At 53.5% G+C, this 26,051-nt stretch carries 23 protein-coding genes; 8 read left to right on the top strand and 15 right to left on the bottom strand.

Annotation, left to right across the window (positions count from 1 at the left end; all coding sequences use genetic code 11):
- Window positions 1-5: 5 nt before the first annotated feature.
- The 3 genes from LF95_RS19370 to LF95_RS19360 form a co-directional block, all read right to left on the bottom strand.
- Window positions 6-521 (bottom strand): TRAP transporter small permease subunit, encoded by a 516-nt coding sequence (locus tag LF95_RS19370; protein ID WP_083607826.1) that lies wholly within the window; start codon window positions 519-521, stop codon window positions 6-8.
- Window positions 518-1,255, bottom strand: a complete 738-nt coding sequence (locus LF95_RS19365) for an HpcH/HpaI aldolase family protein (RefSeq protein ID WP_073956840.1) — start codon at window positions 1,253-1,255, stop codon at window positions 518-520. Before LF95_RS19365 ends, LF95_RS19370 begins: the two co-directional genes overlap by 4 nt.
- Window positions 1,256-1,342: 87 nt before the next feature.
- Window positions 1,343-2,164, bottom strand: a complete 822-nt coding sequence (locus LF95_RS19360; RefSeq protein WP_073956839.1) for a carbon-nitrogen hydrolase family protein — start codon at window positions 2,162-2,164, stop codon at window positions 1,343-1,345.
- 128 nt (window positions 2,165-2,292) lie between these two features.
- Here LF95_RS19360 and LF95_RS19355 point away from each other — a divergent pair, with 128 nt between their 5' ends.
- Entirely contained in the window at window positions 2,293-2,970 is a 678-nt protein-coding gene (locus LF95_RS19355; RefSeq protein ID WP_073956838.1) for a GntR family transcriptional regulator, read from the top strand.
- 444 nt (window positions 2,971-3,414) lie between these two features.
- Here the strand turns inward: LF95_RS19355 and rbsK are convergent, their stop codons facing one another.
- From rbsK to deoC, 7 genes are all read right to left on the bottom strand, one after another.
- Window positions 3,415-4,341, bottom strand: coding sequence for a ribokinase (rbsK, locus tag LF95_RS19345; RefSeq protein ID WP_073956836.1), 927 nt, complete (start codon window positions 4,339-4,341; stop codon window positions 3,415-3,417).
- 15 nt (window positions 4,342-4,356) lie between these two features.
- Entirely contained in the window at window positions 4,357-5,442 is a 1,086-nt protein-coding gene (locus LF95_RS19340; RefSeq protein WP_073956835.1) for an aldose 1-epimerase family protein, read from the bottom strand.
- A 13-nt stretch (window positions 5,443-5,455) separates the two neighbouring features.
- Entirely contained in the window at window positions 5,456-6,448 is a 993-nt protein-coding gene (locus LF95_RS19335) for an ABC transporter permease (RefSeq protein ID WP_073956954.1), read from the bottom strand.
- 10 nt (window positions 6,449-6,458) lie between these two features.
- Window positions 6,459-7,436, bottom strand: a complete 978-nt coding sequence (locus LF95_RS19330; protein ID WP_073956834.1) for an ABC transporter permease — start codon at window positions 7,434-7,436, stop codon at window positions 6,459-6,461.
- A gap of 11 nt (window positions 7,437-7,447) precedes the next feature.
- A complete protein-coding gene (locus tag LF95_RS19325; RefSeq protein WP_073956833.1) occupies window positions 7,448-8,950 on the bottom strand; it encodes a sugar ABC transporter ATP-binding protein in 1,503 nt (500 codons plus the stop codon).
- A gap of 86 nt (window positions 8,951-9,036) precedes the next feature.
- On the bottom strand, window positions 9,037-10,083 hold the full coding sequence (locus LF95_RS19320; RefSeq protein WP_073956953.1) for an autoinducer 2 ABC transporter substrate-binding protein: 1,047 nt from the start codon (window positions 10,081-10,083) through the stop codon (window positions 9,037-9,039).
- Between the two features lie 143 nt (window positions 10,084-10,226).
- Complete coding sequence (gene deoC / locus LF95_RS19315; protein WP_073956832.1) at window positions 10,227-10,895, bottom strand: deoxyribose-phosphate aldolase; 669 nt, start codon at window positions 10,893-10,895, stop codon at window positions 10,227-10,229.
- Window positions 10,896-11,179: 284 nt separating this feature from the next.
- Between deoC and LF95_RS19310 the strand changes: the two genes are divergently transcribed.
- From LF95_RS19310 to LF95_RS19295, 5 genes are all read left to right on the top strand, one after another.
- Window positions 11,180-11,938, top strand: a complete 759-nt coding sequence (locus LF95_RS19310) for a DeoR/GlpR family DNA-binding transcription regulator (protein ID WP_073956831.1) — start codon at window positions 11,180-11,182, stop codon at window positions 11,936-11,938.
- A gap of 187 nt (window positions 11,939-12,125) precedes the next feature.
- Window positions 12,126-12,728 carry a hypothetical protein gene (locus LF95_RS19305; protein ID WP_073956830.1) on the top strand — a complete coding sequence of 201 codons (603 nt, stop codon included), beginning with the start codon at window positions 12,126-12,128 and terminating at the stop codon, window positions 12,726-12,728.
- Between the two features lie 522 nt (window positions 12,729-13,250).
- The gene (locus LF95_RS22865) at window positions 13,251-13,583 is read left to right on the top strand and encodes a hypothetical protein (protein WP_143182112.1); all 333 of its coding nucleotides are present in this window, start codon (window positions 13,251-13,253) and stop codon (window positions 13,581-13,583) included.
- Between the two features lie 50 nt (window positions 13,584-13,633).
- Entirely contained in the window at window positions 13,634-14,908 is a 1,275-nt protein-coding gene (locus tag LF95_RS19300; RefSeq protein ID WP_073956829.1) for an aromatic ring-hydroxylating oxygenase subunit alpha, read from the top strand.
- A 44-nt stretch (window positions 14,909-14,952) separates the two neighbouring features.
- Entirely contained in the window at window positions 14,953-16,041 is a 1,089-nt protein-coding gene (locus LF95_RS19295; protein ID WP_073956828.1) for an FAD-binding oxidoreductase, read from the top strand.
- A 14-nt stretch (window positions 16,042-16,055) separates the two neighbouring features.
- Here LF95_RS19295 and LF95_RS19290 read toward each other — a convergent pair whose 3' ends face one another.
- Window positions 16,056-17,111 (bottom strand): GlxA family transcriptional regulator, encoded by a 1,056-nt coding sequence (locus LF95_RS19290; protein WP_083607825.1) that lies wholly within the window; start codon window positions 17,109-17,111, stop codon window positions 16,056-16,058.
- Window positions 17,112-17,368: 257 nt separating this feature from the next.
- On the opposite strand from LF95_RS19290, the gene purU reads away from it, so the two are divergent.
- On the top strand, window positions 17,369-18,226 hold the full coding sequence (gene purU / locus LF95_RS19285; protein ID WP_073956827.1) for a formyltetrahydrofolate deformylase: 858 nt from the start codon (window positions 17,369-17,371) through the stop codon (window positions 18,224-18,226).
- Window positions 18,227-18,282: 56 nt separating this feature from the next.
- Window positions 18,283-20,844, top strand: a complete 2,562-nt coding sequence (locus LF95_RS19280; RefSeq protein ID WP_073956826.1) for a GcvT family protein — start codon at window positions 18,283-18,285, stop codon at window positions 20,842-20,844.
- A 59-nt stretch (window positions 20,845-20,903) separates the two neighbouring features.
- Here the strand turns inward: LF95_RS19280 and LF95_RS19275 are convergent, their stop codons facing one another.
- The 4 genes from LF95_RS19275 to LF95_RS19260 are packed head-to-tail and all read right to left on the bottom strand — an operon-like array spanning window position 20,904 to window position 26,028.
- Window positions 20,904-21,452 (bottom strand): sarcosine oxidase subunit gamma, encoded by a 549-nt coding sequence (locus LF95_RS19275; RefSeq protein ID WP_073956825.1) that lies wholly within the window; start codon window positions 21,450-21,452, stop codon window positions 20,904-20,906.
- 15 nt (window positions 21,453-21,467) lie between these two features.
- The gene (locus tag LF95_RS19270; RefSeq protein ID WP_073956824.1) at window positions 21,468-24,461 is read right to left on the bottom strand and encodes a sarcosine oxidase subunit alpha; all 2,994 of its coding nucleotides are present in this window, start codon (window positions 24,459-24,461) and stop codon (window positions 21,468-21,470) included.
- Window positions 24,458-24,763: a sarcosine oxidase subunit delta gene (locus LF95_RS19265; RefSeq protein WP_073956823.1), complete on the bottom strand. Its 306-nt coding sequence runs from the start codon at window positions 24,761-24,763 to the stop codon at window positions 24,458-24,460. Before LF95_RS19265 ends, LF95_RS19270 begins: the two co-directional genes overlap by 4 nt.
- 11 nt (window positions 24,764-24,774) lie before the next feature.
- Window positions 24,775-26,028, bottom strand: a complete 1,254-nt coding sequence (locus LF95_RS19260; RefSeq protein ID WP_073956951.1) for a sarcosine oxidase subunit beta family protein — start codon at window positions 26,026-26,028, stop codon at window positions 24,775-24,777.
- Between the last annotated feature and the right edge of the window lie 23 nt (window positions 26,029-26,051).

Raw genomic sequence — 26,051 nt, 5'->3', positions numbered from 1 at the left:
CTTTTTTAAGCCTTTAGTGATTTTTCAGCATGGCGCAGCACATTGATCGCCAAACGCAGAATATAAAAGCCAAGGCCGATAATAATCAGCGATTGCGGTATCCACAGCGGGGTTTCGGCAAAACTGGAACTGGTAATGCCGAACCGCAAATTCCGGGTAAAAATGTTATAAAGCGCACCAAACAACAGCAAACACGCGGCCATTGCCGCCAGGTTGGCGAACGCATCAGCGATTTCGCGGCCACGAGGGCCAAGAACATTTTTCAGAATGTTCACACGAATAAGCCGGTCCTCGGTGTGACTTGCGGCAAGGGCGAGAAAAATCATCGCCCCCAACGCATACCCAACAAATTCTTCCAACACGAAAGTCGAGGTGTCAAAAAAAGCCCTAAGCACAATTTCGACAATTATATGAACCAACATATAAACAATCAGTGCTGCGGAAACCCAGGACAGCCAACGCCCGACCCGGGTCATTGCACCATCAATACGCCCCATAAAAGACGTGCGCTTTTCGGTCATTTTTTCGCTATCTCGTTCATATCGTTCATTGCCGTTTTCAAGCCGTGGAAAAGGGCACCATGCTCCATGATCAGAACGGAATAAGCAGCACCATTTTCATGGGCGAATGCCTTTTCCTCGGGGCTCCATGCAGGCAATGCCCAAACCTTGCCACTGGCCTTTGCCGCAGCGGCAACTTTTGCGAGATCTTCAAAATCGCCCGGCTTTCGTGCATAAGCCCCGCGGTCCCGACGCAGTGACAAGTCAGACGGTCCGACAAAAACGCCGTCAACTGTAGGCAAGGACAAAATGCCTTCGATTTCTTCAATCGCACCATGATCTTCAATCATGGGATAGCACCGGGTTTTACTATCCTGCGTGGCCACCCATTCGTCGGTAAAACCGGTGTAAGAGGACGTCCGCCCCCCGGCAAAACTGCGATCACCCAGCGGAGGGAACTTAGCAAAAGCACAAATTTCCTCTGCATGGGCCTTGCTGAGAATGTGCGGGATAACAACGGCATCTGCGCCAAAATCAAGCGCCTGCTGGATCGGCCCGCGTTCTGGCCCCAATACCTTGGCAAGCACTTCAAAACCAATGGCTTTCAAAAACGGAATCAAACGTTCAAGGTCCTGCAAATCGAACGAACCATGTTCAATATCAAGAATAACAAACTCATACCCGGCGAGACGGGCCATTTCGGCGGCCGCGAAACTGGGCGAGGACATCCAGAAACCGTATTTGGAAACGTTCATTACAGGACCTTTATCTATCGTATCGTGGTGACGTGAGAGGGTTTGAAAAACGTAACCGGACATCCGATGAGGATGCACCGGTGGGGATTACGCTGTTTTCAAATCATAAATGTCGGCGCGGCGGTTGCTTAAGGATGGCAATTCCTCGCGGGTTTTGGTCTGCATCGAGAAATCAAGATCCGCGATGGTATAGCCAACCTTATCGGCCATGCGGGTCAGAACGTTGCCCCACGGATCGATAATGATGCTGCGACCATTGCACGCCCCTGCCGGCGGATAAGGACCAAACTGCCCCGGTGCTATGACAAAACACTGGTTTTCAATGGCACGGGCGCGCAACAACACATCCCAATGATCGCGCCCGGTATAAAGGGCAAACGCTGCGGGCACGAACAGGATTTTTGCGCCCGCCAGGGCCTGCAAACGAAACAGTTCCGGGAAGCGAACATCGTAACAAACCGACAAGCCCGCCTTATGACCATCAATGTCACCCAGCACCACTTCCTGGCCCGGCATTACGGTATCTGACTCGCGATAGGTGATGCGCCCAGGCAGGTCCACATCATAAAGATGCAGCTTGTTATATTGCGCAACCACTTTGCCGTCGCGGCCAAACAGGAAGCTGCGATTATTACAGCGAGCAGCATCCTCGGTCTGAATACGGATCGATCCCAGCAGGATATTGATGCCCAATTCGGCCGCCAATGCCGAAAAACGCTGGGTGGTTGGGCCATTTTCAGGCTCGGCTGCTGCCAGGGCACCTTCTTTCGGGCCTTGGTAATCGGTGTATTCGGGCAAAGCCACCAAGTCAGCCTTATCTGCCGCCGCCTCGCGCACCAGCTTTTCAGCCGTCATGAGGTTCTGTTCTTTATTGTCCTGGGAATTCAATTGGCAGATCGCAACACGCATTCTAGGTCCTTTCGACAAACTTTATTCACCGTGTATACATGACATGTACATAAAAAATATTTCGTTGTCTACCCTGTCTGTGTGGTGTAATCCTGCCGAGGGACAAAATTGAAGCCGAACGAGGAAAAATGACGCAAGCTGCCCGCAAAACAAAAAACACGGATGATGGTCCCAAAAGACCAGCCAAGGAACTTGTCTATGACTATGTTCGGGCAAGGATTTTAAATGGCGAATGGCGCGGCGGTGATTTTATCGAAGAAAAAATCGTTTCCGAAGCTGTGGGTGTATCGCGGACCCCGGTCCGCGAGGCTCTGCACCGCCTGCAAGGCGACCATTATATCAGTCTGACGCCAAGGCGTGGTGCGGTTGTACGGCAAATCACGGCACAGGAACTTATTGAAGTTTATGAAAGTCGACGCCTGATTGAAGCGCATGCCATGCAGCGAATTTGCCAGGAAAAGCTACCAATTCCGGGTATTTTGCACGAATTATATGATAAAATGTGCGTCACCAGCAAAAGCCAGGATTTCGTCCAGCGTGCGGAATATGATCAGGAATTTCACCGCAACATCGTGGCGACGATCAACAATGCGGTTCTTGTTGAATTGTACGGGTCCCTGCAAGTCCGCCAGCAACGTGTCGCCATTGCAGCAATGCGCGTTCAACCTGCACGGGCTGAAATCATTGATCAGGAACACAAAGACCTGATTATAGCGCTGGAAAATTTTGACGAAGCAGCTGCCATCAACATTATTACGCGCCATTTACGGCCGGTCCTTGATGTCGTCTCCCGCCTGCCGGTTTAAACCAATTCATTCCCGGCAAAAATACTGTTCTGCAACAATATTGCATCAACCCCCATCTCTATTCGGCATCAGCCCTTCAAAAGAACCCCGATCGTTCCCACGTTATTACATACGATCACTGTTAATATGATGCCGCCATGAGGAAACAGCATGCAGGTTCCTATCGCCGTAATTGTCAGTATATTTGCGTTTATGAGTCCAAATATTGCCCTTTCGGATCAAAATTCAGGTCTTCCCGGTATTGAAACAGGGCAGATCGAACATGGCGGCGGATGCCGAAAAAGTTCGCCTCCAAATCAGTGCTGTCACATGGATAACAGCACAGGCGTCGTTCACTGCCATTGATATTCGCTTTTGCGCCAGGAAGATGGGTCTCTATTGACCACAAACAGTACGGGCCCCGACACTGTCGAGGCCCGTTACCATTAAATCAGGATGTTGAAATCAAAGCGAGCCGCAGAATTTTTCAAATTCTTCGACAGTCGCATAGGATTTTTGGGTGCCGGGACGTGTAATGCTGTCCGCTGCATACCGCACGGCCATGTCGAGGGCGACCTTAACATTGCGGGTTTCAACATAATAACGGGCAAAGCTGCCGATAAAGGCATCACCCGCACCGGTCGTATCCACCGGTTTGACCGAAACCGGATCCACATGAACGGCGTCGTTATCGCCATCAATCAAAAGCGCGCCGTCACCCCCCAGGGTCACAATCACGGTTTTAACACCACGCGCGATAAGGCTTCTCGCGGCGGCTTCGGCATCATCAAGCGAATTGACCGGCATGCCGGAAATGGTGGCAAGTTCTGTCTGGTTCGGAACCAGGAAAGTTGCCTTTTCGATCTTGGTGCTATCGAGATCCGCCGGTGCCGGTGCAGGATTCACAAGCGTTTCAATGCCATGCTCCGCGCCAAAGGCAACGGTGTGGTAAACCGTTTCGAGCGGCACCTCAAGCTGCATCAAAATCAGGTCGCATTCCTTAAGGGCATCGGCGGCGCGGTCCACATCAGCCGGTGAAAGCTGAGCATTTGCACCCTTGACGATCAAAATGCAGTTTTCGCCTGACGGTTCGACGAAAATCGGGGCAACACCACTGGATGCGCCCGGAACCCGTTCGACAAACCGTGTATCAATGCCCGATGTTTCAAAATTGCGGATGGTATTATCAGCGAAAATATCGTCGCCAACTTTGGTCACCATCATCACATCCGCCCCCAGGCGCGCTGCTGCAATGGCCTGATTGGCCCCCTTGCCGCCGCAGCCCATTTCAAAACGCGGGGCTTCAATGGTTTCGCCGGGCAACGGCATGCGATCCGTATAGGTAATCAGATCAACCATGTTGCTTCCGACAATGGCAATTTTGCCTGCCATGTTTATTCTCCTGATTTACAGCGAACGGATCGCCTGTTCGGCCGTGTCACTTTCGGCCCGCGTCATATAGCCCAAACGCACCGAAAAACCGCGACTTTCACCGGATTTAAGTGAAATCACATTACCTTTGGCTTTTTCGGCATTAAATCCTTCGGGCTCGCAGGTCGATGGCAGGGCAAAGGCACACACCTTCTGGTCCTGATTTGCCATCACCCAGCGTACCGTTTTGGGGAAATCCCCGGTATTATAGGCAATATGGAAGGCATCACCCTCCACACGGCGCATCATATAGGCCGTATTGCCATCCGCATCGGTTTTGGCGTTGCGAATGTAAAACACCTGTTCGGGGTCATAACGGTGCGGTTCGCTCATGGTTTCCATCGCGGCAGGGTTTGCCGCCAGGGTTTCCAGGAACGCATCGTAATCCGGGTTGCGCGGCACATGGGCCGGGACTTCAGTACGGACAATGGTATCTTCCGGCGTGAAACCCGCCGGTTGAACAATGCGCCCGCCTTCGCAAAAGGCGAAATTGACGTGGCACATATACATCAAATCCATCGCTGCACCCGACAGGTTTTCAACATTCATCTGAATATCAAAAACCGTGGAATTGGGGCGCAAAACCACCCGGGGCCGGGCAATATAATGGGCACCAAAGCCCATCACATATTCGCGGGTGCCGGTAAGGGCCATAAAGGCCCCTTCTTCGTCACTACCAAATTCAATGGCAGCACTGTCCATCGGCGCACAGGGCATTTCGCCATGCAGCGGGTGGCTGTCCATCGGGCCGGGGCACCCATTGGTCAGCAAGCCCGAATGGAAGGCAAAACAGCCATAGGTGCCAACAATAACATCGGCCGGGCGCGGCATGCTGAACATGTTTTGCATGGTCAAATCAACGCCATCAAACACTGCATCCCAGATCATCTGCCCCATATAGGGCAGAATCACCAGATGGCCGCGTTCGTTTTTCAGGCGTACCGCCTCGATCCCGCTTTCATAGCGAAACAGGCTGGCCGATAGGCCATCATGTGATGCGATCACATGTTCGGCTTCGCCAAAATAGGCCTTGCGCAGGTTAACCTTGGTCGGCGCACTCATGAGTTCACCTCGTTTAACGTGTGCGATTTTTATAGGCGTTAAGCGCAATCACCAGCAACAGGAAAACGCCCCAGATAAAATCGATCAGGTGGTTGGAAAAACGCAGGATCTGAAAACCGCTGGACAGCAGCATCAGCGCTGCAACCGCGATGGACACACCCAGCACCGTTCCACGACCACCCGCCGGATTGGTCCCGCCCAGAACGGCAATCAACACCGCCTGCAACAAATAGGATGTTCCATAATCCGATTTTGCCGCGTTGGTCCGCCCCGACAGGATGATCCCGGCAATCGACGCCATAACCCCTGTCAGCATATAGCTCATCAGGACCATTTTTTCCCGTTTCAAACCGGCAAACAAAGCAGCCTTCGGGTTGGTGCCGATCAACATCAGATTGATGCCAAATGTGGTCCGGCGCAGCATAAAGGCAACCAGGCAGGCCAGCACGATAAACAGAACAAACGGCGTTGCCAGACCCAGAATTTTACCATTGCCGATAAAGGCCCAGGCATTGGGGAAACCGACAATCGCCGGGCCACCCGTCATGACAATGGCGAGACCGGTAAAAATTTGTCCGGTACCGAGGGTTGCCAGAATGGGCGTAATTTTGAGTTTGGTAATCAAAAGCCCGTTTAGCGCCCCGGCGACAAGGCCGGTGCCAAGGGCGATCACCCCGCCCATCAGGACAATGCCAAAGCCGGTATCGGCAACACCGGCATCGGTGGCGAATTTTTTGAACATCACCCCGGCAAAAATGCCCGACAGGTTGGCAATGCCGATCACCGACAGGTCAATGCCGCCTGTCAGCATCGCAATCATCATTGCAATCGAGAGAAGGCCCAGTTCGGGGAAGGTATAGGTGATGGATTCAAAGTTGTAATAGCGCAGAAATTTGTCCGGGCTAAGGGCGGTCATGACAACAAAGATCAGGATCGTCATCATGATCAACTGAACGATATTATTGTCTTTGTTCAGGAGGTTGCGGAAGTCCATTGCACGTTTCATATCGGCCTCCTCACGCATTCGCACGGCGGTCGCGCCATGCCGTAATGGCGGTGGCGATAACAATAATGACACCGACAACAACGCGCTGCCATGTCGTGTCGATTTTCATGATGATCAGGCTGTTTTTCACCATTACCAGCATAAACACACCCAGCATGGTTCCCAAAACCGACCCGCGCCCGCCAAAGATGGAGGCACCGCCCAGCACCACAGCTGCGATCACGTCAAGCTCCAGCCCGACAAAATCGCGCGGGTTGGCAAGCCAGATCATGCCACTGTGCAACAGCCCGGCAAAACCGGCCAATGCCCCGGCAACGCAATAAATAAAGAAGGTGATTTTGCGAATGTTAAAACCAACACGGCTTGCCGCTTCCTGATCCCCGCCCAGGGCATAAACCCCACGGCCGATCATGGTATAACGCAACACCAGATGCAGCGCGATCGCCAACCCGACATAAACAAGAATCATCGCCGTCAGGCCATAGGTCGTGCCATCGGGCTTGACCATATTGATGATGTCGGATTTGCCAAAATCGATCAGGGCATCAGGCATTTTGTTAATGTTGATCATGCTGGTGCCAACAACACCGAGCAGGAACCCGCGCACCATGCTGCCCGTGCCCAACGTCACGATCAGCGGGATCATGCGGAATTTATAAACAAAAAACGCATTCAGGCAGCCAAACAGTGCGCCCATTGTTGCCGCAGCAACAAACGGAAGAACAACACCGTCATAATTGAAATACAGCATGCCCTTGATGGTCAAATACATCGCGGCAACGGCAAATGCCGGGAATGACACATCAATCCCGCCCGAAATCATCACCAGCAGAACGCCAAGCGCCATGATGCCGATAATCACGTTACTGCGCAGAAGACTGAACATGTTGTCCAGGCTCCAGAAGGCAGGATTGACCAGCCCGATCAGGATCATGGCAAGCACAAGAATGCCCGCGATGACCACCTCTGATTTTTGAAACCAGGCCATCGAGTTTTTCCTTACGTTAAGTTCTTGAGCTTGTCACTGATCTGGTCTTCGGAGGTATCGACAGACGCCATTTCCTCGACAAAGGCCCCACGGTGCATCAGGACAATACGGTTACAATTATGGACCAGTTCCGGCACGTCATCGGAAATCATCAGCACGGCCAGCCCTTCCTTTTGGGCCAGTTCGCGAATGATACGGTGAATTTCGGCCTTTGAGCCCACATCCACCCCGACAGTCGGACCGTTCAGGATCAGGAATTTGGCATTGGTCAGAAGCCAGCGGGCAATCACAACACGCTGCTGGTTACCGCCCGAAAGCTCCTTGACCAGCTTTTTGCCGGTCGGGGTTGCGATCTGCATATCGCGGATCATGTTTTCAACCCATTCTTCGGCTTTATTCTGATCAATCAACAGGCCCGGCGCCAGCTTTTCATAGCTGGTTGACAGCATGTTGCGGTCAATACCCTGGGTTAAAAACAGCCCTTCGCTCAGGCGGTCTTCCGGGACATAGGCCACCCCGGCCCTGATCGCATCCTGCGGCGTATCGAGCGTGGTTTCCTGACCATTGATCGAAATGCTTCCGGCATAGCCCGGCATCATGCCAAACAAGGCAAGGGCCAGTTCCGTCCGCCCGGAGCCCAAAAGCCCCGACACACCCACAATTTCGCCCGGCTTGATCGACAGGTTAATTTTGTCCAGGTCACTGCCCGATGACAGATCTTTGGTTTCAACGCGCGGCGGCATCACGCCGTATTTTTCGCGGTTCCAGATATAGGGTTCGGAAACAATATCCGATCCGGTCATATGACGGGTAATCAGGGCCTCGTCAAATTCGCTGGTCGGGCCATCAGCAACCTTCTGACCATTCCGGATCACGGTAATATGTTCGCTGATTTCCAGCATTTCGCGCATTTTGTGACTGACAAACAAAATGGCAATCCCGCGCGACTGGATATCCTTGACGATGCGAAAAAGTGTTTCAATTTCCTTGCCGGTAAGCGCGGTTGTCGGCTCGTCCATGATGATCAGACGGGCATCAGACATCAACGCACGGGCAATCGCCACCAGCTGCTTGCCAGCAGTCGAAAGCTTTTCAACATCCTTATCCAGGTCCAGATCAACCCCAAGGCGATTGACCGCTTCCTTGGCAATTTCACGAACTTTATGCCAATTCAGAATTTGGCGCTGTTCGCGTAGCTGCACATTCATGGCAAGATTTTCGGCCACGGTCAGGTTTCCAAACAGGGAAAAGTCCTGATAGATCACCTGCACCCCATGCTCGATGGAGGCCATCGGCGAGAGATTCTCAACCTTGTTGCCATCAATATGAACCTCGCCGGCATCTGGCTGATAAACACCAGACATCACCTTGATCAGGGTAGATTTACCCGAACCGTTTTCGCCGGCCAGGCAGTGGATTTCGCCTTTTCGGATCGTCAGAGATAGATCGTTAAGCGCAACAACGCCGGCAAATTCCTTGCGGACGTTTCGCAATTCAATAAAATTTTCAGACATGACAAGCCCGTCAACGTGAAACAAAGGGCCCGATTTCAAAATAAAATGAAGGCGCCCGCAAAGGACGCCTTCATCACCTGATGAAATCAGAAGTTATACTTGTCCATGTTTTCCTTGGTCACACCGACCCAGCCCTGGCCATAAACCAGGTTGACATTGCTGCCTTCCGGGGTGCTGAGATCGGTATAACCCGGCAGGCCAAGGTCCAGACCAGCCTTGATCTGATCACCCTTGCCGTCCAGTGCCATCACAGCCAGCATGTTCATGGCATAACCCGCAACAGCCGGGTCCCAGAACTGGATGTAATCAATGTCACCCTTGGCCAAATACTCACCTGCAACCGACACCAGACCGGTACCGGCAAAATGCAGCTTACCCTGCAAACCGCGTTCCGCGATCAGACGGCCAGCACCGGCTGATGTCGGCATCGGGCCACCAACAATACCCGCAAGATCCGGGTAGGTGGTCAGGGTTTCTTTAAGCTTGGTGTAATCGGTGTTGGCATCGTCATAGGTTTCAAGACGTTTGGTCGCCAGTTCCATTTCCGGGAAATGCTCTTTCTGGTACGCAATCGCACCATCAATCCATTCATTCTGGGATTTGGAGGTCAGGCTGCCGACGGTGGCAACATATTTGCCTTTGCCGCCCATCGCCTTGCCCAGAACCTGCATCAGATTTGCACCATAAGCCTTGTTATCAAAGGCTTCGAGGATGTAATCGGCATTTTTCAGGTTCGAGGCTTCGTGTGCGATCACAACGATCCCACGGTCACGGGCCTTTTTCAGGACCGGTTCAACGGCTTCAACCGAGAACGGCACGATGTTAATCGCATCAACGCCCTGTGCAATCAGGTTTTCAACCAACTGTACCTGGGCGGCGGCGTCTGCAGCACTCGGCCCGACCATCCAGGTGTCATGACCGGTATCTTCGCCAAACTGCTTAACACCTTCGCGCATGCGGTCAAACCAGGCGATGCCATCAACCTTGACCACGGTGGCAATGGAATATTCCTTGCCTGTCGCTTCGGATGTGAATTTCTGGATAATATCCGGCGTTTTAACCGCTTCGTCCGCATGAGCGGCACCTGCAAGCAGGGACCCAGCGACAACAAGCGATGATAAAAGCTTGTTCATTGTTACCTCCAAGTTGTAATCATTTTTATGGCTGGCAGTTTTCTGCGTCTTATTGGCATGAAAGCCGAAGCATTTCACGCATTCCTTGACAAAAGACAGGAAAATAATTTTCCGGCAGGCACCTGGCCCAACCAGCCCCTGTCTTACTGACCAATGATACGAATGCTTGCACTGGCCCCGATACGCGAAGCCCCTGCTGCAATCATTTTAAAAGCATCTTCAGTCGTGCGCACACCACCCGATGCCTTGACCCCGATATCCGGGCCAACGGTTTTACGCATCAGGGCAACATCTTCGGCGGTTGCACCACCACCGGCAAACCCGGTAGAGGTTTTAACAAAATCAGCCCCTGCCTGTTTGGAAAGTTCACAGGCCAGCACCTTCTGTTCATCGGTCAGCAGGGCTGCTTCAATGATCACCTTCAGAATGGCATCGCCGCAGGCTTCTTTCACAGCTGCGATATCAGCGCGGACGGCGTCGGTATCACCGCTTTTCAAAAGGCCCAGCGCAATCACCATATCAACTTCGTTCGCACCCTGCTCAACAACCCAGCGGGTTTCGGCAACCTTGGCAGCAACCGGGTCTGCACCGAACGGGAAACAAACAACAGAACACGCCCGAACACCGGAATCACCTAGTTCGCGGACAGCCAGGGGAATAAAAATCGGGTTGACGCAAACGGACATGAACGAATGCTTACGTGCTTCGGCACACAGTGAAACAATCTGATCCGGGGTGGCATCGGCAGCCAACAGGGTATGGTCAATATAAGATGCAAGATCACTTGCAACGAGCGGACGCTGTTCAGTCATAATGGAGCATTTCCCTTGACGGCAAAAACTTGGATAACGCCGTTTTGTTAAGTTTATAACATTTGTTGATATGATCCTGTCATCGCGCTACCATCTGGTCAAGCCAAAATCGGGTTTTGGCGGATGCAGAACAAATTATACGCGCAAAAGTCGTAATTGACCCTGACCGCCAAACGGATTAATTGCGATGGATCTTGGTAATGTCACTTCACACGCCGTCGCAGCACGCCATATAGGCGCATATTTAATAGCCCGGCAATATTACGGCCAATGATGGAGTCTGGATGTCGAGCAAATCACAGGACAGGATTGAAACGCTGACCCGAAGCCTTGAGGTCAGCAATGTCATACGACTTAAAGATGCCGCCGATCTGCTTGGTGTGTCTGAAATGACCGTTCGCCGGGATGTCGCCGCGCATAATGATCTATTCAGCTATATGGGCGGGTATATAACCCTGAAATCCCCGGCTGCAGGCGGGCTTGGTTATATTCTGGATCGTGAACGCGGTGCCCACACCGACCTTAAACGTGCTGCCTGTCTGGTCGCCGCCCGCCATGTAAAACCGGGCGATACGCTTTTCCTGGATTGCGGTACAACCATCCCCTATCTGGCAAGTGCCCTGCCTGAAAATCAGGACATCACCGCGATCTGTTATTCGATTAACGTGGCGGAAATTCTGTGTAAAAAGCCCGGCTTGCGCGTCATCATGCTGGGCGGGATGTATCATGCGTCGTCCGCCTCCTTTGCGGACAGTCAAAGTGTTCAGGCCATTTTGAAGCTTAATATCAATACCGCCTTCATGTCGGCGGGTGGCGTTAATACCAGCCGGGGGGTCAGTTGCTCCAACCCCCATGAAGTGGATATCAAACAGGCGGTTCTCGAAACGGCCGCCCGCAAAATTCTGGTTGTTGATTCCACAAAATTCAATGTCATCAAGCCCATGCTTTTTGCCAAGCTGGACCAGTTTGACATGATCTGTACCGATCCCAAATGTGCCCCCGAACTGATCAGCAACAGCGGATTATCTATCGCTACTGAATAAAGCCTGCACTGAATAGCGGCGGTTTGTCAGCATGCTATTCTGATCCATTCGCAAAGTTCACTTTAGCGTCTTCAGAGGCCGCAAATACCAAACCTGTCATTTGTGACACCCCAAAATGTTCACGATTTGTCTTGCATTGTAGCTGTCGCGACTCTAAGATTCTTTAGGGATTTTCAGAGGAACGCAGATGCAAAACCCTTTTCTTGACCGGCTTCAGGCCGCAGCCCAGCGCAGCACCCGCCCCCGTTTTGCCAGCGCCCTGGTTCTGGTTATTTTGGCCCATACCAAGGCGAATGGAAAAGTTGATGCCAGCCGCGCGGAATTGGCTGCCGCTGTTGATCGAAGTCATGCCTATCCGGCACGAAATAAGGCCCGGGCCGAACGGCTGGGGCAAAAGCAGCAGGAGCTTGATAAATTTCTCCTCACCCTGGACAAGAAACATGCCAATGGTGGCCTTACCTATGGCGAACTAAAACAGGCGCGCGAACGGGCAATAGACGCATTTTTGAAAGATGTACGATCCCCAACACTGGCGAATGTCTCGCGCGTGATTAACGAGTTCATTCGCGCCGGCTTGATCTCGGCGCAATATATTGATGCTCAGGGTAATTATTACGATGTTCCCGCCAAGGGACGCATTGCCGAATATCGGCTGACACCCCCTGCATCAGGATCTTTGTTGAAATTACAAGACACTGCATCTCAAAACAAATCCGATATCTGGCAATCGTTGGAAAAACACAAAATCAGGGATAAGCAGCATTCTGCTTTTCAGCTTGATCTATTATGAGTTCATTCTGCCGAACCAGGCATGCAGCAATGACACTACGTTGAAATACCACATATGTTGAATTGCGTATTCTTAGGGTGTCACACACGACACTATAAATCGAGATGGCATGATTAAGGACAGGCACTGGAAATCACGCCCCCCACCCTCAACATACAAAGAACCGTCGAACTCCCGAACTGCGCCCCCTAACTAGCCCTCACGGAGGGTAAAACAACACACTTCACGACACCAGGATACCCGTCAAGATTGCGCAATATTTCGCCATAACAACACAGAAATTTCATTTTGGTCCGGATTTCGAAGTAATATTTCCGCATTATACGAGTTCCAAATTACGGCTAGAGCCATTATGAAGCGCCGTTTTTCGACTTTTCAATACAAGCGTCGCATTTCTACTGGCCTTTTGACTTAAGATTTCTGCCAAACACAGTTCAATCCGCCATAGATTTTCTATTCGCTGTTAAAATCCGTAGCGAAGCAAGAGCAGGAAACCTGCCGCAATACAGAGGGAGACTTTGGGTGCAACTGACAACCCGTAATACAGTCAACCTGGCAAGCAGGGTTTATGAGCTGTTTTTGAAATTTGCCTCGAATACAGGCGTGCTCTTTGATCAGCGCGACAAAGGCTGGGGCGTTTCCCGCCCGACTTTTTCAGTTGTATCAGGTTTGAAAACGCATCCACTATATATCAAAGAGATCTGCCTTCCTGGCATCGGGCAAGGATGCCAGCCAACAGCTAACGATAGCGCCATGCAAAGCCAAAACGGGACCTCCGCCACAGCTTTATGCAGGTATATCACCGCCGTGCCCCAATCGCGTTCAGACAAATCGGCATCACATTACCGATACTGAGCCCTCAGGACATATTGGATAAGGCCCCCGAACAGCCAGGGTAGGTGCACATGCGTTCCACATCTGAAATTCAATCTCTCGTCAATCGCCGCCAGAAGAACAAAAGCCTGGAAGCGCCGTTTTATAATGCTGCCGAGATTCTTGATCTGGATATCGACGTTATTTTTGGCAAACACTGGATTTTCGTCGCAGTTGACCCCGAGCTACCCGAGCCCGGCGACTGCGTCACCGTTGAAATTGGTAATGCTTCGATCCTGATCTTGCGTGGCGACGATATGGAACTGCGCGCCTTTCACAATGTCTGCCGCCATCGTGGTGCCCGGTTGATTGACGAACGTGCGACCACCATCGGCAATATCGTCTGTCGTTATCACGGCTGGAGCTATAACGAGGATGGCGAGCTGATCCTGGCAGAACATATGGGGTCAGGGTTCGATAAAAGCTGTCATGGCCTGAAAACGGTGCATGTCCGCTCAATCGCCGGACTTATTTTCATCTGCCTGGCAAAAGACGCCCCTGAAGATATCGAAGACCTTGCGCGCACGATGGAACCCTATATTGCGCCGCATGACATCGCCCATTGCAAGGTTGCCCATTCCTCCGAACTGATAGAGGAAGGCAACTGGAAACTGACGATGGAAAATAACCGGGAATGTTACCATTGCGAGGGCAATCACCCACAATTGACCGTTCCGCTTTCTGAATTCGGGTTTGGCTTCTCGCCTGATGAACTTGACGAGCGCCGTTCCGGCGACGTCAAAAAATACCTTGAATCCGTCGCGCGCGATCATCAACGCTGGGAAAGCTGCGGCCTGCCATCGGCAGAGGAAGACCACCTTGCCAATGTGACGGGTTTTCGCACCATGCGCCTTCCGCTCAGCTGGGAGGGGGAATCACATACCCTTGACACCAAGGTTGCGTCAAAAAAACTGCTGGGCTCCTTTACCGATGCCAAATTGGGCGGGCTGAGCTTCTGGACGCATCCCAATTCCTGGCATCACTTCATGAGCGATCACATCGTGACATTCTCTGTCCTGCCCCTCGCACCAAACCGGACATTGGTGCGCACAACCTGGCTGGTTCACAAGGATGCCATCGAAAACCAGGATTACACCCTGGATAACCTGACTCAGGTTTGGACGATGACCAACCTTCAGGATGCAATGCTTGTGCGCCTTGCCCAGCTTGGCAGTGAGCAGCCGGCCTATGAGCCTGGTCCCTATTCCACATTCACCGAACCGCATGTCGAGGCATTCTGTGACTGGTACATCAAGCGGTTGCAAAACCATTTTGCCGAAACCAAAGCTGAACTGGCTGCCGAGTAAGCGGGCCACACCGCCTGATAGCGGAAAAAAGGGACAATGCCCAAATGGCTGACGAGAAACTGACCGAGGTAACCCGCGTACCCTTGTGGGACCCTGAACAGGATGACGTGCTGGTATGTCGTCAGGTGCGTCAGGAAACCCACGATGTAAAGACATTTGTCTTTTCTGGCCGGGAACCCCGCGCCTTTCGGTTCTATCCCGGTCAATATATGACATTTGACCTACCAGTCGAAGGCATGGTCACGCGCTGCTATACCATTTCCGCCTCCGCCGCCCGACCCTATCGTGTTGAAATCACCGTCAAGCGCGTCCCCGGCGGCCCCGGGTCCAACTGGCTGCATGATTACATGGTACCCGGCAAAGAGGTAAATGTATCAGGCCCGGGCGGCGAATTTACCGCTGACGCAACAGGCGAGGACAAACTCCTGTTCCTGTCGGCAGGCAGCGGCATCACCCCCATGATGTCGATGACACGAACAGCCTGTGATCTATCGGAACCCTCCGATCTGCATTTTGTTCATGCGGCCCGTTCGCCTGCCGATATTATTTTCCGCGACGAACTTGCCCTGCTTGCCACACAAAACCCGTCGCTTAAACTCGCCTTTACCTGTGAAACCGCCTCTGCCAATCATAGCTGGAGTGGTTACACGGGGCGCCTCAGTCTCCAGATGTTGTCCCTGATGTCGCCGGACTTTCTGGAACGCAAAATATTCTGCTGCGGCCCGGCCCTGTTTATGGAAGGGGTGCGGAACATGCTGCAGCAGGCGGGCTTCAATATGGAAAAATATTACGAAGAAAGTTTTGATTTTGGAGCCGAAACCGCAGGTGATCTTGAAGAATACGCCTCTGTCGCCCCTGAAATCAGCGACCAGACTTTCCGTGTGAGTTTCCCCAAAACCGGCCATGTTGTGGAATGCGGCCCGGGAATGACGGTTCTGTCCGCAGCGCGCGAGGCAGGACTTTTACCCGTATCTTCCTGTCAACGCGGCATCTGCGGAACCTGTAAATCGAAACTGATTTCCGGTCAGGTTGATATGCAACACGGTGGTGGCATTCGACAGCGCGAAATTGACCAGGGCAAGATCCTGATCTGCTGTTCAACCCCTCTTTCTGATATTGAAGTCGAAATCTGACCCTATCGACGAAATCACGTTAATTCGGCCTCTTCAACCACCGTCGGGCGGCGCAAGGCTTGAGGCGTACAACCGTAGCGACGGCGAAACATACGGCTTAAATGCGAGGAATCACAAAACCCGCAATCTACAGCCACCTGCGCCACCGATTTTTGACTGCGTTCAATCAAATGCCGGGCCAGATCCAGACGAATATTCAAAAATGCAACCTGCGGAGAGGTATCCAGACTCAAGCGGAAATGGCGTTCAATCTGCCGTTTGCTATTGCCCATGCGCCGGGCAATTTCCTGCACCGATAAAGGTGTATCGATATGCTGCTGCATAATCAAAAGCGCACGCTGCACGATAGGGTCACGGGTTTTTAAATCGAGTGGAATTCCCGGCTGCGGATTTTCCGCCTGCAAAGCATCGTCAATAATCATGATATGCAGGCTTTTGTTGGCTTGGGCCCGCCCGACATGCTTGTCGACCAAATAAGCCGCCAAATGCGCCGAACTTGCACCGCCCGAACAGGTCAATCTGTCACGATCAACCACAAAGATCTGATCTGCAACAGGGTCAAGCCCCTCGAACTGCTCCATAAAATCAGAATGGTGAAACCAACTGACACAGCATCGATACCCATCGAGCAAACCGGCCTGATGCAGCAAAAACGCACCGGTACAAATGCCAACCAGGGGAACCCCCGCTTCTGCAGCTTCATGCAAAAAGCGATGATAAACCGGGTTAAGATGCGGTGTTTCGTCCATCAGTCCGCCCACGACAACGATATAATGAAACCGTTCCGGCCTTCCCAGGCGTTCTTTGGGCTGCACGGTAATACCGCTACTTGACGTCACCGGGTCCATTGTATCGGAAAGAACGGTCCATTTACATAATATGGGGCGGCTCCGGTCCCCTTCATCTGCGGCAAGGCGCAGAACATCAACAAAGTTGGCAAAGGCACACAGGGTAAAACGGTTTGCCAGAATAAAGCCAACCGACAGGCGCGGCGCTTCCGTTTTCGGCTTGATCAGCCGACCATCAGAAGACCTGACATCCTTGACCGGCAAGTCACTATGCGCGCCCATATCTCCCCGATCTTTAAAAGGTTTCTATAATTGTCGTAGCGATAATCCCGGATTGACGCAAACATTCTATTTTCTGGCGCAAAAAAACGCCAGATTATTTCACAGCATTCGCGCGCCCTCTTTACCTGAAGATGCCGGCAGGATTGCCCCGCGATATCCCGGCATTTTGGTTACGGGTTTTGCCGATGACAGCTTTCGACCGGAGAAAACGCCCAGACACGTCCATCAGACATTTGAAATGGAACGGAACAGATCCAGTGAGCGACACTTCATACATTCTGCGCATCGCCTGTGACGACCGGCCTGGTATTGTGGCGGCAGTAACGTCGGCCCTGGCATCGCGCAATGCCAATATCATTGAATCCAACCAGTTTCTGGATCGCCCGACGAACCAGTTTTTTCTGCGCATTGCCGTCAGCACCCCTGCCGATCTGGATAAATCCCAGGTCGAACTGATGTTAAGCCCGGCAGTTGACCGCTTTAACATGAAGCTAAAGGTCCAGGACCTGTCGCGTCGGCCAAGAATCATCATCATGGTTTCAAAATTTGACCATGCGATGCTTCATCTTCTGTATCAAATCAAGGTGGGCTGGCTGGAAGCGGACGTGGCCGCCATCGTATCCAACCATGAAACGGCCCGTAAAATCGCCGAACAGGAAGGCATTCCCTTCCATTACATGCCGGTTAACAGGGAAAACAAGGTTGAACAGGAAGCTGCCCTTTCCGACCTGATAACGGAAACAAATGCCGAACTGGTGGTTCTTGCCCGCTACATGCAGGTTCTGACCAACGAATTTTCCAATAAATTCTTTGGCATGATCATCAATATCCACCATTCGTTCCTGCCATCCTTCAAGGGGGCAAAGCCCTATCACCAGGCGCATGAACGCGGTGTGAAACTGATTGGGGCAACCGCCCATTATGTGACACCGGACCTTGATGAGGGGCCGATCATTGAACAGGAAACCGAACGGGTCAGCCACGCCATGTCGGCCGAGGATTTTGTCGCAACCGGCCGGGATATCGAGGCGCGTGTTCTGGCCCGCGGGATCAAATATCACCTCGAAGGTCGTGTCATGCTTAACAATACACGCACCGTCGTTTTCACCTGTTAATTCGCCGGAAAAGATCGAAAAACGGATCACAAGCACAATCAAAAGGACCCGAAAACATGGCCGCATTTCCAGAGAAGGCAAAAGTTGTCATCGTTGGCCTCGGCGGCATCGTAGGCGCCTCGGTGGTGCATCATATGATTGAAAATGGCTGGGACGATATTGTCGGCATCGACAAATCCGGCATCCCGACCGACATTGGCTCGACGGCACATGCCTCGGATTTCTGCTTTGCCACCAGCCATGACCTGCTGTCCTGCTGGACGACCATGTATTCGATGAATTTCTATGAAAAGATGGGGCATTATGCCCGCATCGGCGGCCTGGAAGTGGCCCGCGTTGGCGATGATGAACGCATGGCGGAACTCAAACGCCGGGTTGATTCCGGCAAGGCCTTTGGCACCAATGTCAAAATCATCAATGCCGCCGAAGCCAAGGAAAAATTCCCGCTGCTTGAAGAAGACATGATCCAGGGTGCGATGTGGGACCCCGATGCAGGCCTTGTCACCCCGCGGTCGCAAACCGTGGCGGGCAAACTGGTCGATCAGGCGATTGCCACAGGCAAGCTGCAGGCATTTGGCAATACATCGGCGCTGGAACTAACCAGCGAGAATGGCCGCATCACCGGTGTACGTACCGAACGCGGCACCATCATGGCCGATTATGTGGTTGTTTGTGCAGGGCTTTGGGGCCGTCTGATTGCCGAACTGGCCGGTGAAGACCTGCCGGTTATGCCGGTGGACCATCCGCTAACCTTTTTCGGACCGTATAACGCATTTGAAGGTACGGGTGTTGAAATCGGCATGCCGCTTTTGCGGGATCAGGGCAATTCGGCCTATATGCGCGATACCGGCGACCCCAAAAGCACCGAAGGCGGCCAGATCGAATGGGGTTATTATTACGAGGAAAATCCCCGCCTGGTGCATCCGCGCGAACTACTTGAAAAACACCAGGCGCGTCTTTCGCCCTCCCAGCGCGATCTGGAGCTTGAGGACGTGATCGAGCCGCTGGAACGGGCAATGGAACTGACCCCGATCCTGACTGAACTGGGCTTTAACGAAAGCCATTCCTTTAATGGCCTGTTGCAGACATCGATTGATGGCGGTCCATCTATAGGGGAAAGCCGCAAACTGCGCGGTTTGTGGTATGCGGTCGGCATCTGGATCAAGGACGGGCCGGGTATGGGTAAACTGCTGGCAGACTGGATGACACATGACCGCACCCATATTGATCATCACGCCATTGACTACAGCCGTTTCAACGATTTCCAGCTGAGTGAACAATATATTTATGACCGGTGCTGGGAAACCGCAAAAAAAATTTACAATCCACCGATCCACCCGCGCGAACCCTTTGCCAATGCACGCGGTATTCGCCGTTCGCCGTTTTACGAACGCGAAGTCGAACTGGGTGGCTATTTCATGGAACTGGGCGGCTGGGAACGTGCGCATGGTTACGCCGCCAACGAACATCTGCTGGAAAAATACGCCGATCAGGTTCCCGTGCGTGAAAACGAATGGGACACCCGCCATTTCTGGCGCGTATCCAACGCCGAACAGCTGGAAATGAGTGCGGATTGCGGCATCATCAACCTGTCGCATTTCCACATGACCGACATTGAAGGCCCCGATCACGTCGCCCTGATGGAATGGCTGTGTGTTGCCAAGGTTGGTGGGGATAACAATATCGGCAAGGGTATTTATACCCATATGCTCGATGATGAAGGCAATGTCCGGGCCGACTTTACCGTGTTCCGCATGGAAGACCGCTGCCGCCTGGTTAACGGGGCCGATGCCGGCCCGCGCGATTTGATCTATATGCGCCGCGTTGCCGAGGATAAGGGCTTTGACGTGACCATCACCGATGTCACCGAAAAATACACGACTGTCGGCATCTGGGGCCCGAATGCACGTGAAAACCTGCAAAATGTGGTCGACAACCCCGATGCGCTGAGCCTGGAAAACTTCCCGTTTGCCGCCATTCGCCAAATCAAAATTGCCGGTAAAACCGTTACCGCATTTCGCATTTCCTATGTTGGGGAACAAGGCTGGGAACTTCATATGCGTTATGAAGACGGACTGGATGTCTGGGATGCGCTGCGTTCAACCGGTGTTATTGCGGTTGGCGTTGAAACCTATGCCAATTCGCGCCGCCTGGAAAAATCGCTGCGTTTGCAAAACGCCGATCTGATCACGCAATACAACCTTTATGAAGCCAATCTGGCCCGTCCCAAGGTCAAGGAAGCGGATTTCCGTGGCAAGGCCAAGCATGCCGAATATCGCGAACGCGACCATCAGCCGGCCATGCTGTGCACCCTTATTATGACCGATAATGTCGATAATCAGGGCGTTGCTCGTTACCCGTTGGGCTCGCTTCCGGTCATGGACCCGGAAACAGGTGAAACCCTGATCGACGAGTTGGGCCGCCGATCCTATACCACATCCATTGCCTATGGCCCCAGCATTGGCAAAAACATTGCGCTGGCTTATCTGCCACACGCCTATTGCCAGGAAGGCCGCAAACTCAATATTTCGTATTTTGACGAAATCTATCCGGTTGAAGTCGCTGGTATTGGCTACAAACCGCTTTATGACGCGGAAAACACAAAACCACGCAGTTAGCCACAGCAACAATATACAAACAAACGGGGCGGCCTGTTCGGTCCGCCCCATTTGCTCTTTCACGGGTTAAATTCCTGCGCCCCTATTTCCAGTAAACCGATTAAGTGCGGGGCAAAAGACCGCCACACATCCAGCCGAAAACGATGTTCGCCGTCCCGCCACAACACAATTGAAATACCTTCAAAAACAGTTCGGCATCCCTCTCCCGGCGCAATTTTATCCAGGTCGCGCGGGCAACCGATTGTCAGAAGGTCGCTCGCCGCTGGTCCCTCGATCAAAACCGTTATTTCACGGGCGGAAATATCGGTTAAACTATGAGGTGTGGTCGCATAAATCGTGGCACAAGCATCCATAATATCTGTGGCTTCGACCGCTCTTGCCTGCAAACACCATTCATCCGGGCCAAGACAAATGATTTCGCGACTTGCATTTTGCGCACGCGCACCAATGCGCGTTGGCATTTCCAACCCAATCGCCACCGACATGGCCGCCAGCCCTGCCTGACGCAAACGTAGCGAAAACCGGCCCATCGGGCCCATCAAACCAACCGAAACGGCCTTGCCTGTTACAAGCGGACCCGGCGTGAAGGCATGTGTCAATACTGTCATCCTGTCGTCTCCGCGTTAAAGTTTCAGCCGTGCGCCTTCGGGGTCGTAAAACACGGTCCCGGTGACTTCCGCCGCGATCACGCCTTCGGGCATGGGGATGTAAATGGTATCGCCCAACTTGTCATGCCCGCCTTCAACCAGGGCAAAGGCAATCGGGCGGCCCGCAGCATCACTGTGATAGGAAGACGTCACATGACCGACCATTTTCATCGGAATGGGCTGATTGGGATCCAGCACAATTTGCGCGCCTTCTTCCAGTTTGGTTTTTCCATCACGGCTCAAAAGGCCGACAAGCTGTTTGCGCCCTTTTGCCACCAGGTCAGGGCGTTCCAGCCCGCGTTTGCCGACAAAATCGGGTTTTGATTTGCCAATCGCCCAGGAAATACCGGCATCATAGGGTGTTACCGTGCCGTCCGTATCCTGGCCAACAATGATATACCCCTTTTCGGCGCGCAAAACGTGCATGGTTTCGGTGCCATAGGGGCAAATATCGTATTGCTGGCCTGCTTCCCACAGGATCTCCCACAATTCACGCCCATGCGCCGCCGGCACGTTCACTTCAAATCCCAACTCGCCGGTAAAGCTGACGCGAAACAGACGTGCGGGTAAGCCAGCGACCTTGCATTCGGCAATCGACATATGCGGGAAGGCGTCAGCGGAAATATCAAGCCCCTCCACCAGCGGTTCCAGCAATTTTCGGGCATTTGGCCCGTTCAGGGCGATGGTCGCCCATTGCTCCGTCGTCGAGGTCAGCCAAACATCAAGGTCCGGCCATTCGGTTTGCAAGTAATCTTCCATCATGTTCAGCACACGGGCAGCCCCGCCCGTTGTGGTGGTGACATGGAAGCGATCCTCGCTCAGGCGGCCAATAACGCCGTCATCGCGAATAAAACCGTCATCCCCCAGCAACAGACCATATCGGGTGCGGCCCGGTGCCAGTTTGGTCCAGGGGTTGGTATACATGCGGTTCATAAATTCCACTGCATCCGGCCCGACAACTTCGATCTTGCCCAGCGTGGAGGCATCAAACATGCCAAGGCTGGCCCGTGTTGCCCGGCACTCCCGCGAAACGGCGGCATCCATATCCTCGCCATCCTTGGGGAAATACCACGCCCGTCTCCACATGCTGACAGGCTCAAACACCGCGCCATTTTCCTCCGCCCAGCTATCAATCGGTGTTTTGCGGGTTACATCAAAATGATCCCCCTTATGATAGCCGACAAACGCCCCGAAAGTTGTGGGGGTATAAGGCGGGCGGAAGGTCGTCAAACCAACCTTGGGTTGCGGTTTGCCAAGGGCATCGGCGGCAATGTTCAACCCGTTGATATTGGACATTTTGCCTTGGTCGGTCGCCATACCGTTGGTGGTATAGCGTTTGACATGCTCGATCGAGTGCATGCCTTCTCGAACCGCCAGGCGCAAATCCTTGGCCGTCACATCGTTCTGATAATCGACAAAGGCGCGGGCCTTGCCCGGATTAAGGTCGGTCGGCAATTCCTTGTGGCTTACCCCGGTACCTGGGCGATCCGATGCCACATCATAAGTTGCGGCAACCGCATCCCGGCCCAAATGACGGGCGACAAGTGCGCCCATTTCCGCACCATCATTCATGGCGGCACCAATGCCCCACAACCCGCGCCCTGCCCCGGCAATTTCACAATCTTCGGTTTTGCGATCCGGCAGGAAGGTCTGTTTTTCGTCATCCCAGGCCAGCGACCCTTTGGTATGGGAAAACAGATGCAGCGACGGCGTCCAGCCCCCCGACATCAGCAAACAGTCACATGCCAGTGTTTCGGGCGCACCGACCTTGCCATTGGAAACCGGGTTCACACGCACCGATTTGACCCGCAAGCGGCCTTCGGTACGGGTTGCCGTATAACCGGCGAGAACACGAATGGAGCGCGATTTCGCCCCTTCCAGCAGGGCGGCATCCGGGTTGGCGCGGGTATCGACAATCGCCTGAATTTTCGTTCCCGCATCGGCCAGGTCAAAGGCGGCATACCAGGCACTGTCATGGCTGGTCACGATAACGGCCGTATCGCCCACCCGCACGCCATAGCGGTTCAGGTATGTTTGGGCGGACCCGGCCAGCATCACACCGGGGCGGTCATTGCCATCAAAAACCAGCGGTTTTTCCAGCGCACCCTGTGCCAGAATGACCTGTCCTGCCCGCACACGCCACAGGCGTTCGCGCGGCATATTGGCGGCTGGTGCCGGTAAATGATCCGTCAGCTTTTCACACAGGGCGACCATATTCTGGTGATAATAGCCAATCGCCGTTGTCCGGGTCATCACCCGTGCGCCCAGCGATGTCAGCTCTGCCACTGCCTTTTCAACCCAGTCCCAGGCCGGGGTTCCATCAAGCACCGCCTGCGGTTCGCTTAGCAGCGTTCCCCCTGCCTCGGTGTTTTCATCCACCAGTGTTACCCGCAACCCGGCCCGCGCCGATGCCAGGGCGGATGCCAAACCGGCAGGCCCGGCCCCGATCACCAGCACATCGGTATGCAGATAGCGCGATGCGTAGTGATCCGGGTCATTTTCGGTCGGCGAAACGCCAAGCCCCGCCGCCGCCCGGATGAAAGGTTCATAGACCTTGTCCCAGAAGGATTTCGGCCACATAAAGGTTTTGTAATAAAACCCGGCCGAAAACAGCATATAGGCCCGGTCATTGACCGCCCCAACATCGAATTCAAGGCTGGGATATCGGTTCTGGCTGGTGGCTTCCAGCCCGTGCCAGATTTCCTGCACGGTCGCACGGGTATTGGGCTCGAACCGGCCGGGGCCACGCCGCGTGCCCATCAGGGCATTGGGTTCTTCCGACCCGGCAGAAACCGGACCCCGCGGACGGTGATATTTAAACGACCGGCCCATCAAATGAATGCCATTCGCCAGCAGGGCCGATGCAACGGTATCGCCCTTAACACCGGTAATTCTTTTACCGTCGAAACTGAATTCAACCGGGCTTTGGTGGTCAATCCGGCCTCGTCCGGGAACGCGAAAGCTGCTCATTCCGATTTCTCCAGCAGATCGGATAATTCAGGGCGGGTTTCGCCAACTTTATAGGTAATCAGGAAACGGTCGCTTACGGTGTCACGCACCGCATTGAAAAACAGCCCGCAGCCATGTACATGACGCCAGCGTTCATAATGCGGCCCTTTGACATTGCTGCGGATAAACAGGAAATCGCGCCATTCTTCATCGCTTATCTGTTTGTTGGCCACATCGGGCCGCGCAACATGCGCCTGCCCGGCATAGGTAAATTCAAGCTCCGGCAGGGTCTGCTGGCAATAGGGGCAGTGGATCAGCAACATCTGCGCTCTCCTTAATGGGCAACGGCGGCAGCTGCGGCTTCGTCGATCAGACGGCCGGTGGCGAAACGCTCAAGGGTGAAAGGCGCATTGATGGCATGGGGTTCGTCCTTTGCCACCGTCCAGGCCAGCATATGGGCCGCACCCGGCGTTGCCTTGAAACCGCCCGTACCCCAGCCGCAATTCACATACAGGCCCGGCACCGGGGTTTTACCCAGAATGGCCGAACGGTCCGGCGTCACATCAACAATCCCGCCCCATTTGCGCAACATGCGCATGCGGTTGAAAATCGGGAAAATTTCGCAAATCGCCGCCACCGTATGCTCAATCAGCGGCAAACCGCCTCGTTGCGAATAGCTGGTATACTGGTCCGTGCCAGAGCCAATTACCAACTCGCCCTTGTCCGACTGGCTGATATAGGCGTGAACCGTGTTGGACATGACAACACAGGGGAAAATCGGTTTGACCGGCTCGGATACCAGGGCCTGCAACGGATAGCTTTCCAGCGGCATGCGCACCCCGGCGCTGTCCATCACGACCGAGGTATGACCGGCGGCCGAAACCGCGACCTTTTTTGCGCCAATAAAACCGCGCGCGGTTTCAACACCCGTCACCCGGCCATCCGGGCCACGGCGAATGGCCGTGACCGGGCAGTTTTGAATAATATCCACCCCGCGCATCGATGCCCCACGGGCATAGCCCCAGGCCACCGCATCATGGCGGGCCGTCCCGGCCCGGCGTTGCAGGGCAGCCCCCATCACCGGGAAACGGGCGGATGCCGAAATATCCAGCGGCGGACAATATTCCTTGGCCTCCTGTGGGGTTAACCAGGTATTGTCCACCCCGTTCAAGCGGTTGGCATGGATGTGGCGTTTGAAACTTTGAACATCATGCACATTATGCGCCAGCATCAAAACGCCACGATTGGAATACATGACGTTGTAGTTCAGCTCCTGGCTAAGACCGCCCCACAAATCCACGGCATGGTCGTATAAACGCGCGCTTTCATCATACAGGTAATTGGACCGGATGATGGTGGTATTCCGCCCGGTATTACCGCCGCCCAGCCAGCCCTTGTCGATCACGGCAACATTGGTAATGCCGTGTTCCTTGGCCAGATAATAGGCCGCCCCCAGGCCATGCCCGCCGGCACCAACGATGATCACATCGTATTCCGCCTTGGGCTGGCTATCGGGCCATTGCGGTTCCCAGTTTTTATGCCCGGTCAGCGCATTTTTCAGAAGCGATAACGCAGAAAAATGGGTCATGAGAAGCCAGTCCCCGAAATTTT

The organism is Thalassospira sp. TSL5-1, from assembly GCF_001907695.1.
GTDB lineage: Bacteria > Pseudomonadota > Alphaproteobacteria > Rhodospirillales > Thalassospiraceae > Thalassospira.
This window is presented reverse-complemented; position numbering and strand designations above follow the sequence as displayed.

Coding starts and splice junctions, on each gene's coding strand:
- LF95_RS19370 (WP_083607826.1), bottom strand. CDS start 521: ATGACCGAAAAGCGCACGTCTTTTATGGGGCGTATTGATGGTGCAATG.
- LF95_RS19365 (WP_073956840.1), bottom strand. CDS start 1,255: ATGAACGTTTCCAAATACGGTTTCTGGATGTCCTCGCCCAGTTTCGCG.
- LF95_RS19360 (WP_073956839.1), bottom strand. CDS start 2,164: ATGCGTGTTGCGATCTGCCAATTGAATTCCCAGGACAATAAAGAACAG.
- LF95_RS19355 (WP_073956838.1), top strand. CDS start 2,293: ATGACGCAAGCTGCCCGCAAAACAAAAAACACGGATGATGGTCCCAAA.
- rbsK (WP_073956836.1), bottom strand. CDS start 4,341: ATGGCAGGCAAAATTGCCATTGTCGGAAGCAACATGGTTGATCTGATT.
- LF95_RS19340 (WP_073956835.1), bottom strand. CDS start 5,442: ATGAGTGCGCCGACCAAGGTTAACCTGCGCAAGGCCTATTTTGGCGAA.
- LF95_RS19335 (WP_073956954.1), bottom strand. CDS start 6,448: ATGAAACGTGCAATGGACTTCCGCAACCTCCTGAACAAAGACAATAAT.
- LF95_RS19330 (WP_073956834.1), bottom strand. CDS start 7,436: ATGGCCTGGTTTCAAAAATCAGAGGTGGTCATCGCGGGCATTCTTGTG.
- LF95_RS19325 (WP_073956833.1), bottom strand. CDS start 8,950: ATGTCTGAAAATTTTATTGAATTGCGAAACGTCCGCAAGGAATTTGCC.
- LF95_RS19320 (WP_073956953.1), bottom strand. CDS start 10,083: ATGAACAAGCTTTTATCATCGCTTGTTGTCGCTGGGTCCCTGCTTGCA.
- deoC (WP_073956832.1), bottom strand. CDS start 10,895: ATGACTGAACAGCGTCCGCTCGTTGCAAGTGATCTTGCATCTTATATT.
- LF95_RS19310 (WP_073956831.1), top strand. CDS start 11,180: ATGTCGAGCAAATCACAGGACAGGATTGAAACGCTGACCCGAAGCCTT.
- LF95_RS19305 (WP_073956830.1), top strand. CDS start 12,126: ATGCAAAACCCTTTTCTTGACCGGCTTCAGGCCGCAGCCCAGCGCAGC.
- LF95_RS19300 (WP_073956829.1), top strand. CDS start 13,634: ATGCGTTCCACATCTGAAATTCAATCTCTCGTCAATCGCCGCCAGAAG.
- LF95_RS19295 (WP_073956828.1), top strand. CDS start 14,953: ATGGCTGACGAGAAACTGACCGAGGTAACCCGCGTACCCTTGTGGGAC.
- LF95_RS19290 (WP_083607825.1), bottom strand. CDS start 17,111: ATGGGCGCGCATAGTGACTTGCCGGTCAAGGATGTCAGGTCTTCTGAT.
- LF95_RS19280 (WP_073956826.1), top strand. CDS start 18,283: ATGGCCGCATTTCCAGAGAAGGCAAAAGTTGTCATCGTTGGCCTCGGC.
- LF95_RS19275 (WP_073956825.1), bottom strand. CDS start 21,452: ATGACAGTATTGACACATGCCTTCACGCCGGGTCCGCTTGTAACAGGC.
- LF95_RS19270 (WP_073956824.1), bottom strand. CDS start 24,461: ATGAGCAGCTTTCGCGTTCCCGGACGAGGCCGGATTGACCACCAAAGC.
- LF95_RS19265 (WP_073956823.1), bottom strand. CDS start 24,763: ATGTTGCTGATCCACTGCCCCTATTGCCAGCAGACCCTGCCGGAGCTT.
- LF95_RS19260 (WP_073956951.1), bottom strand. CDS start 26,028: ATGACCCATTTTTCTGCGTTATCGCTTCTGAAAAATGCGCTGACCGGG.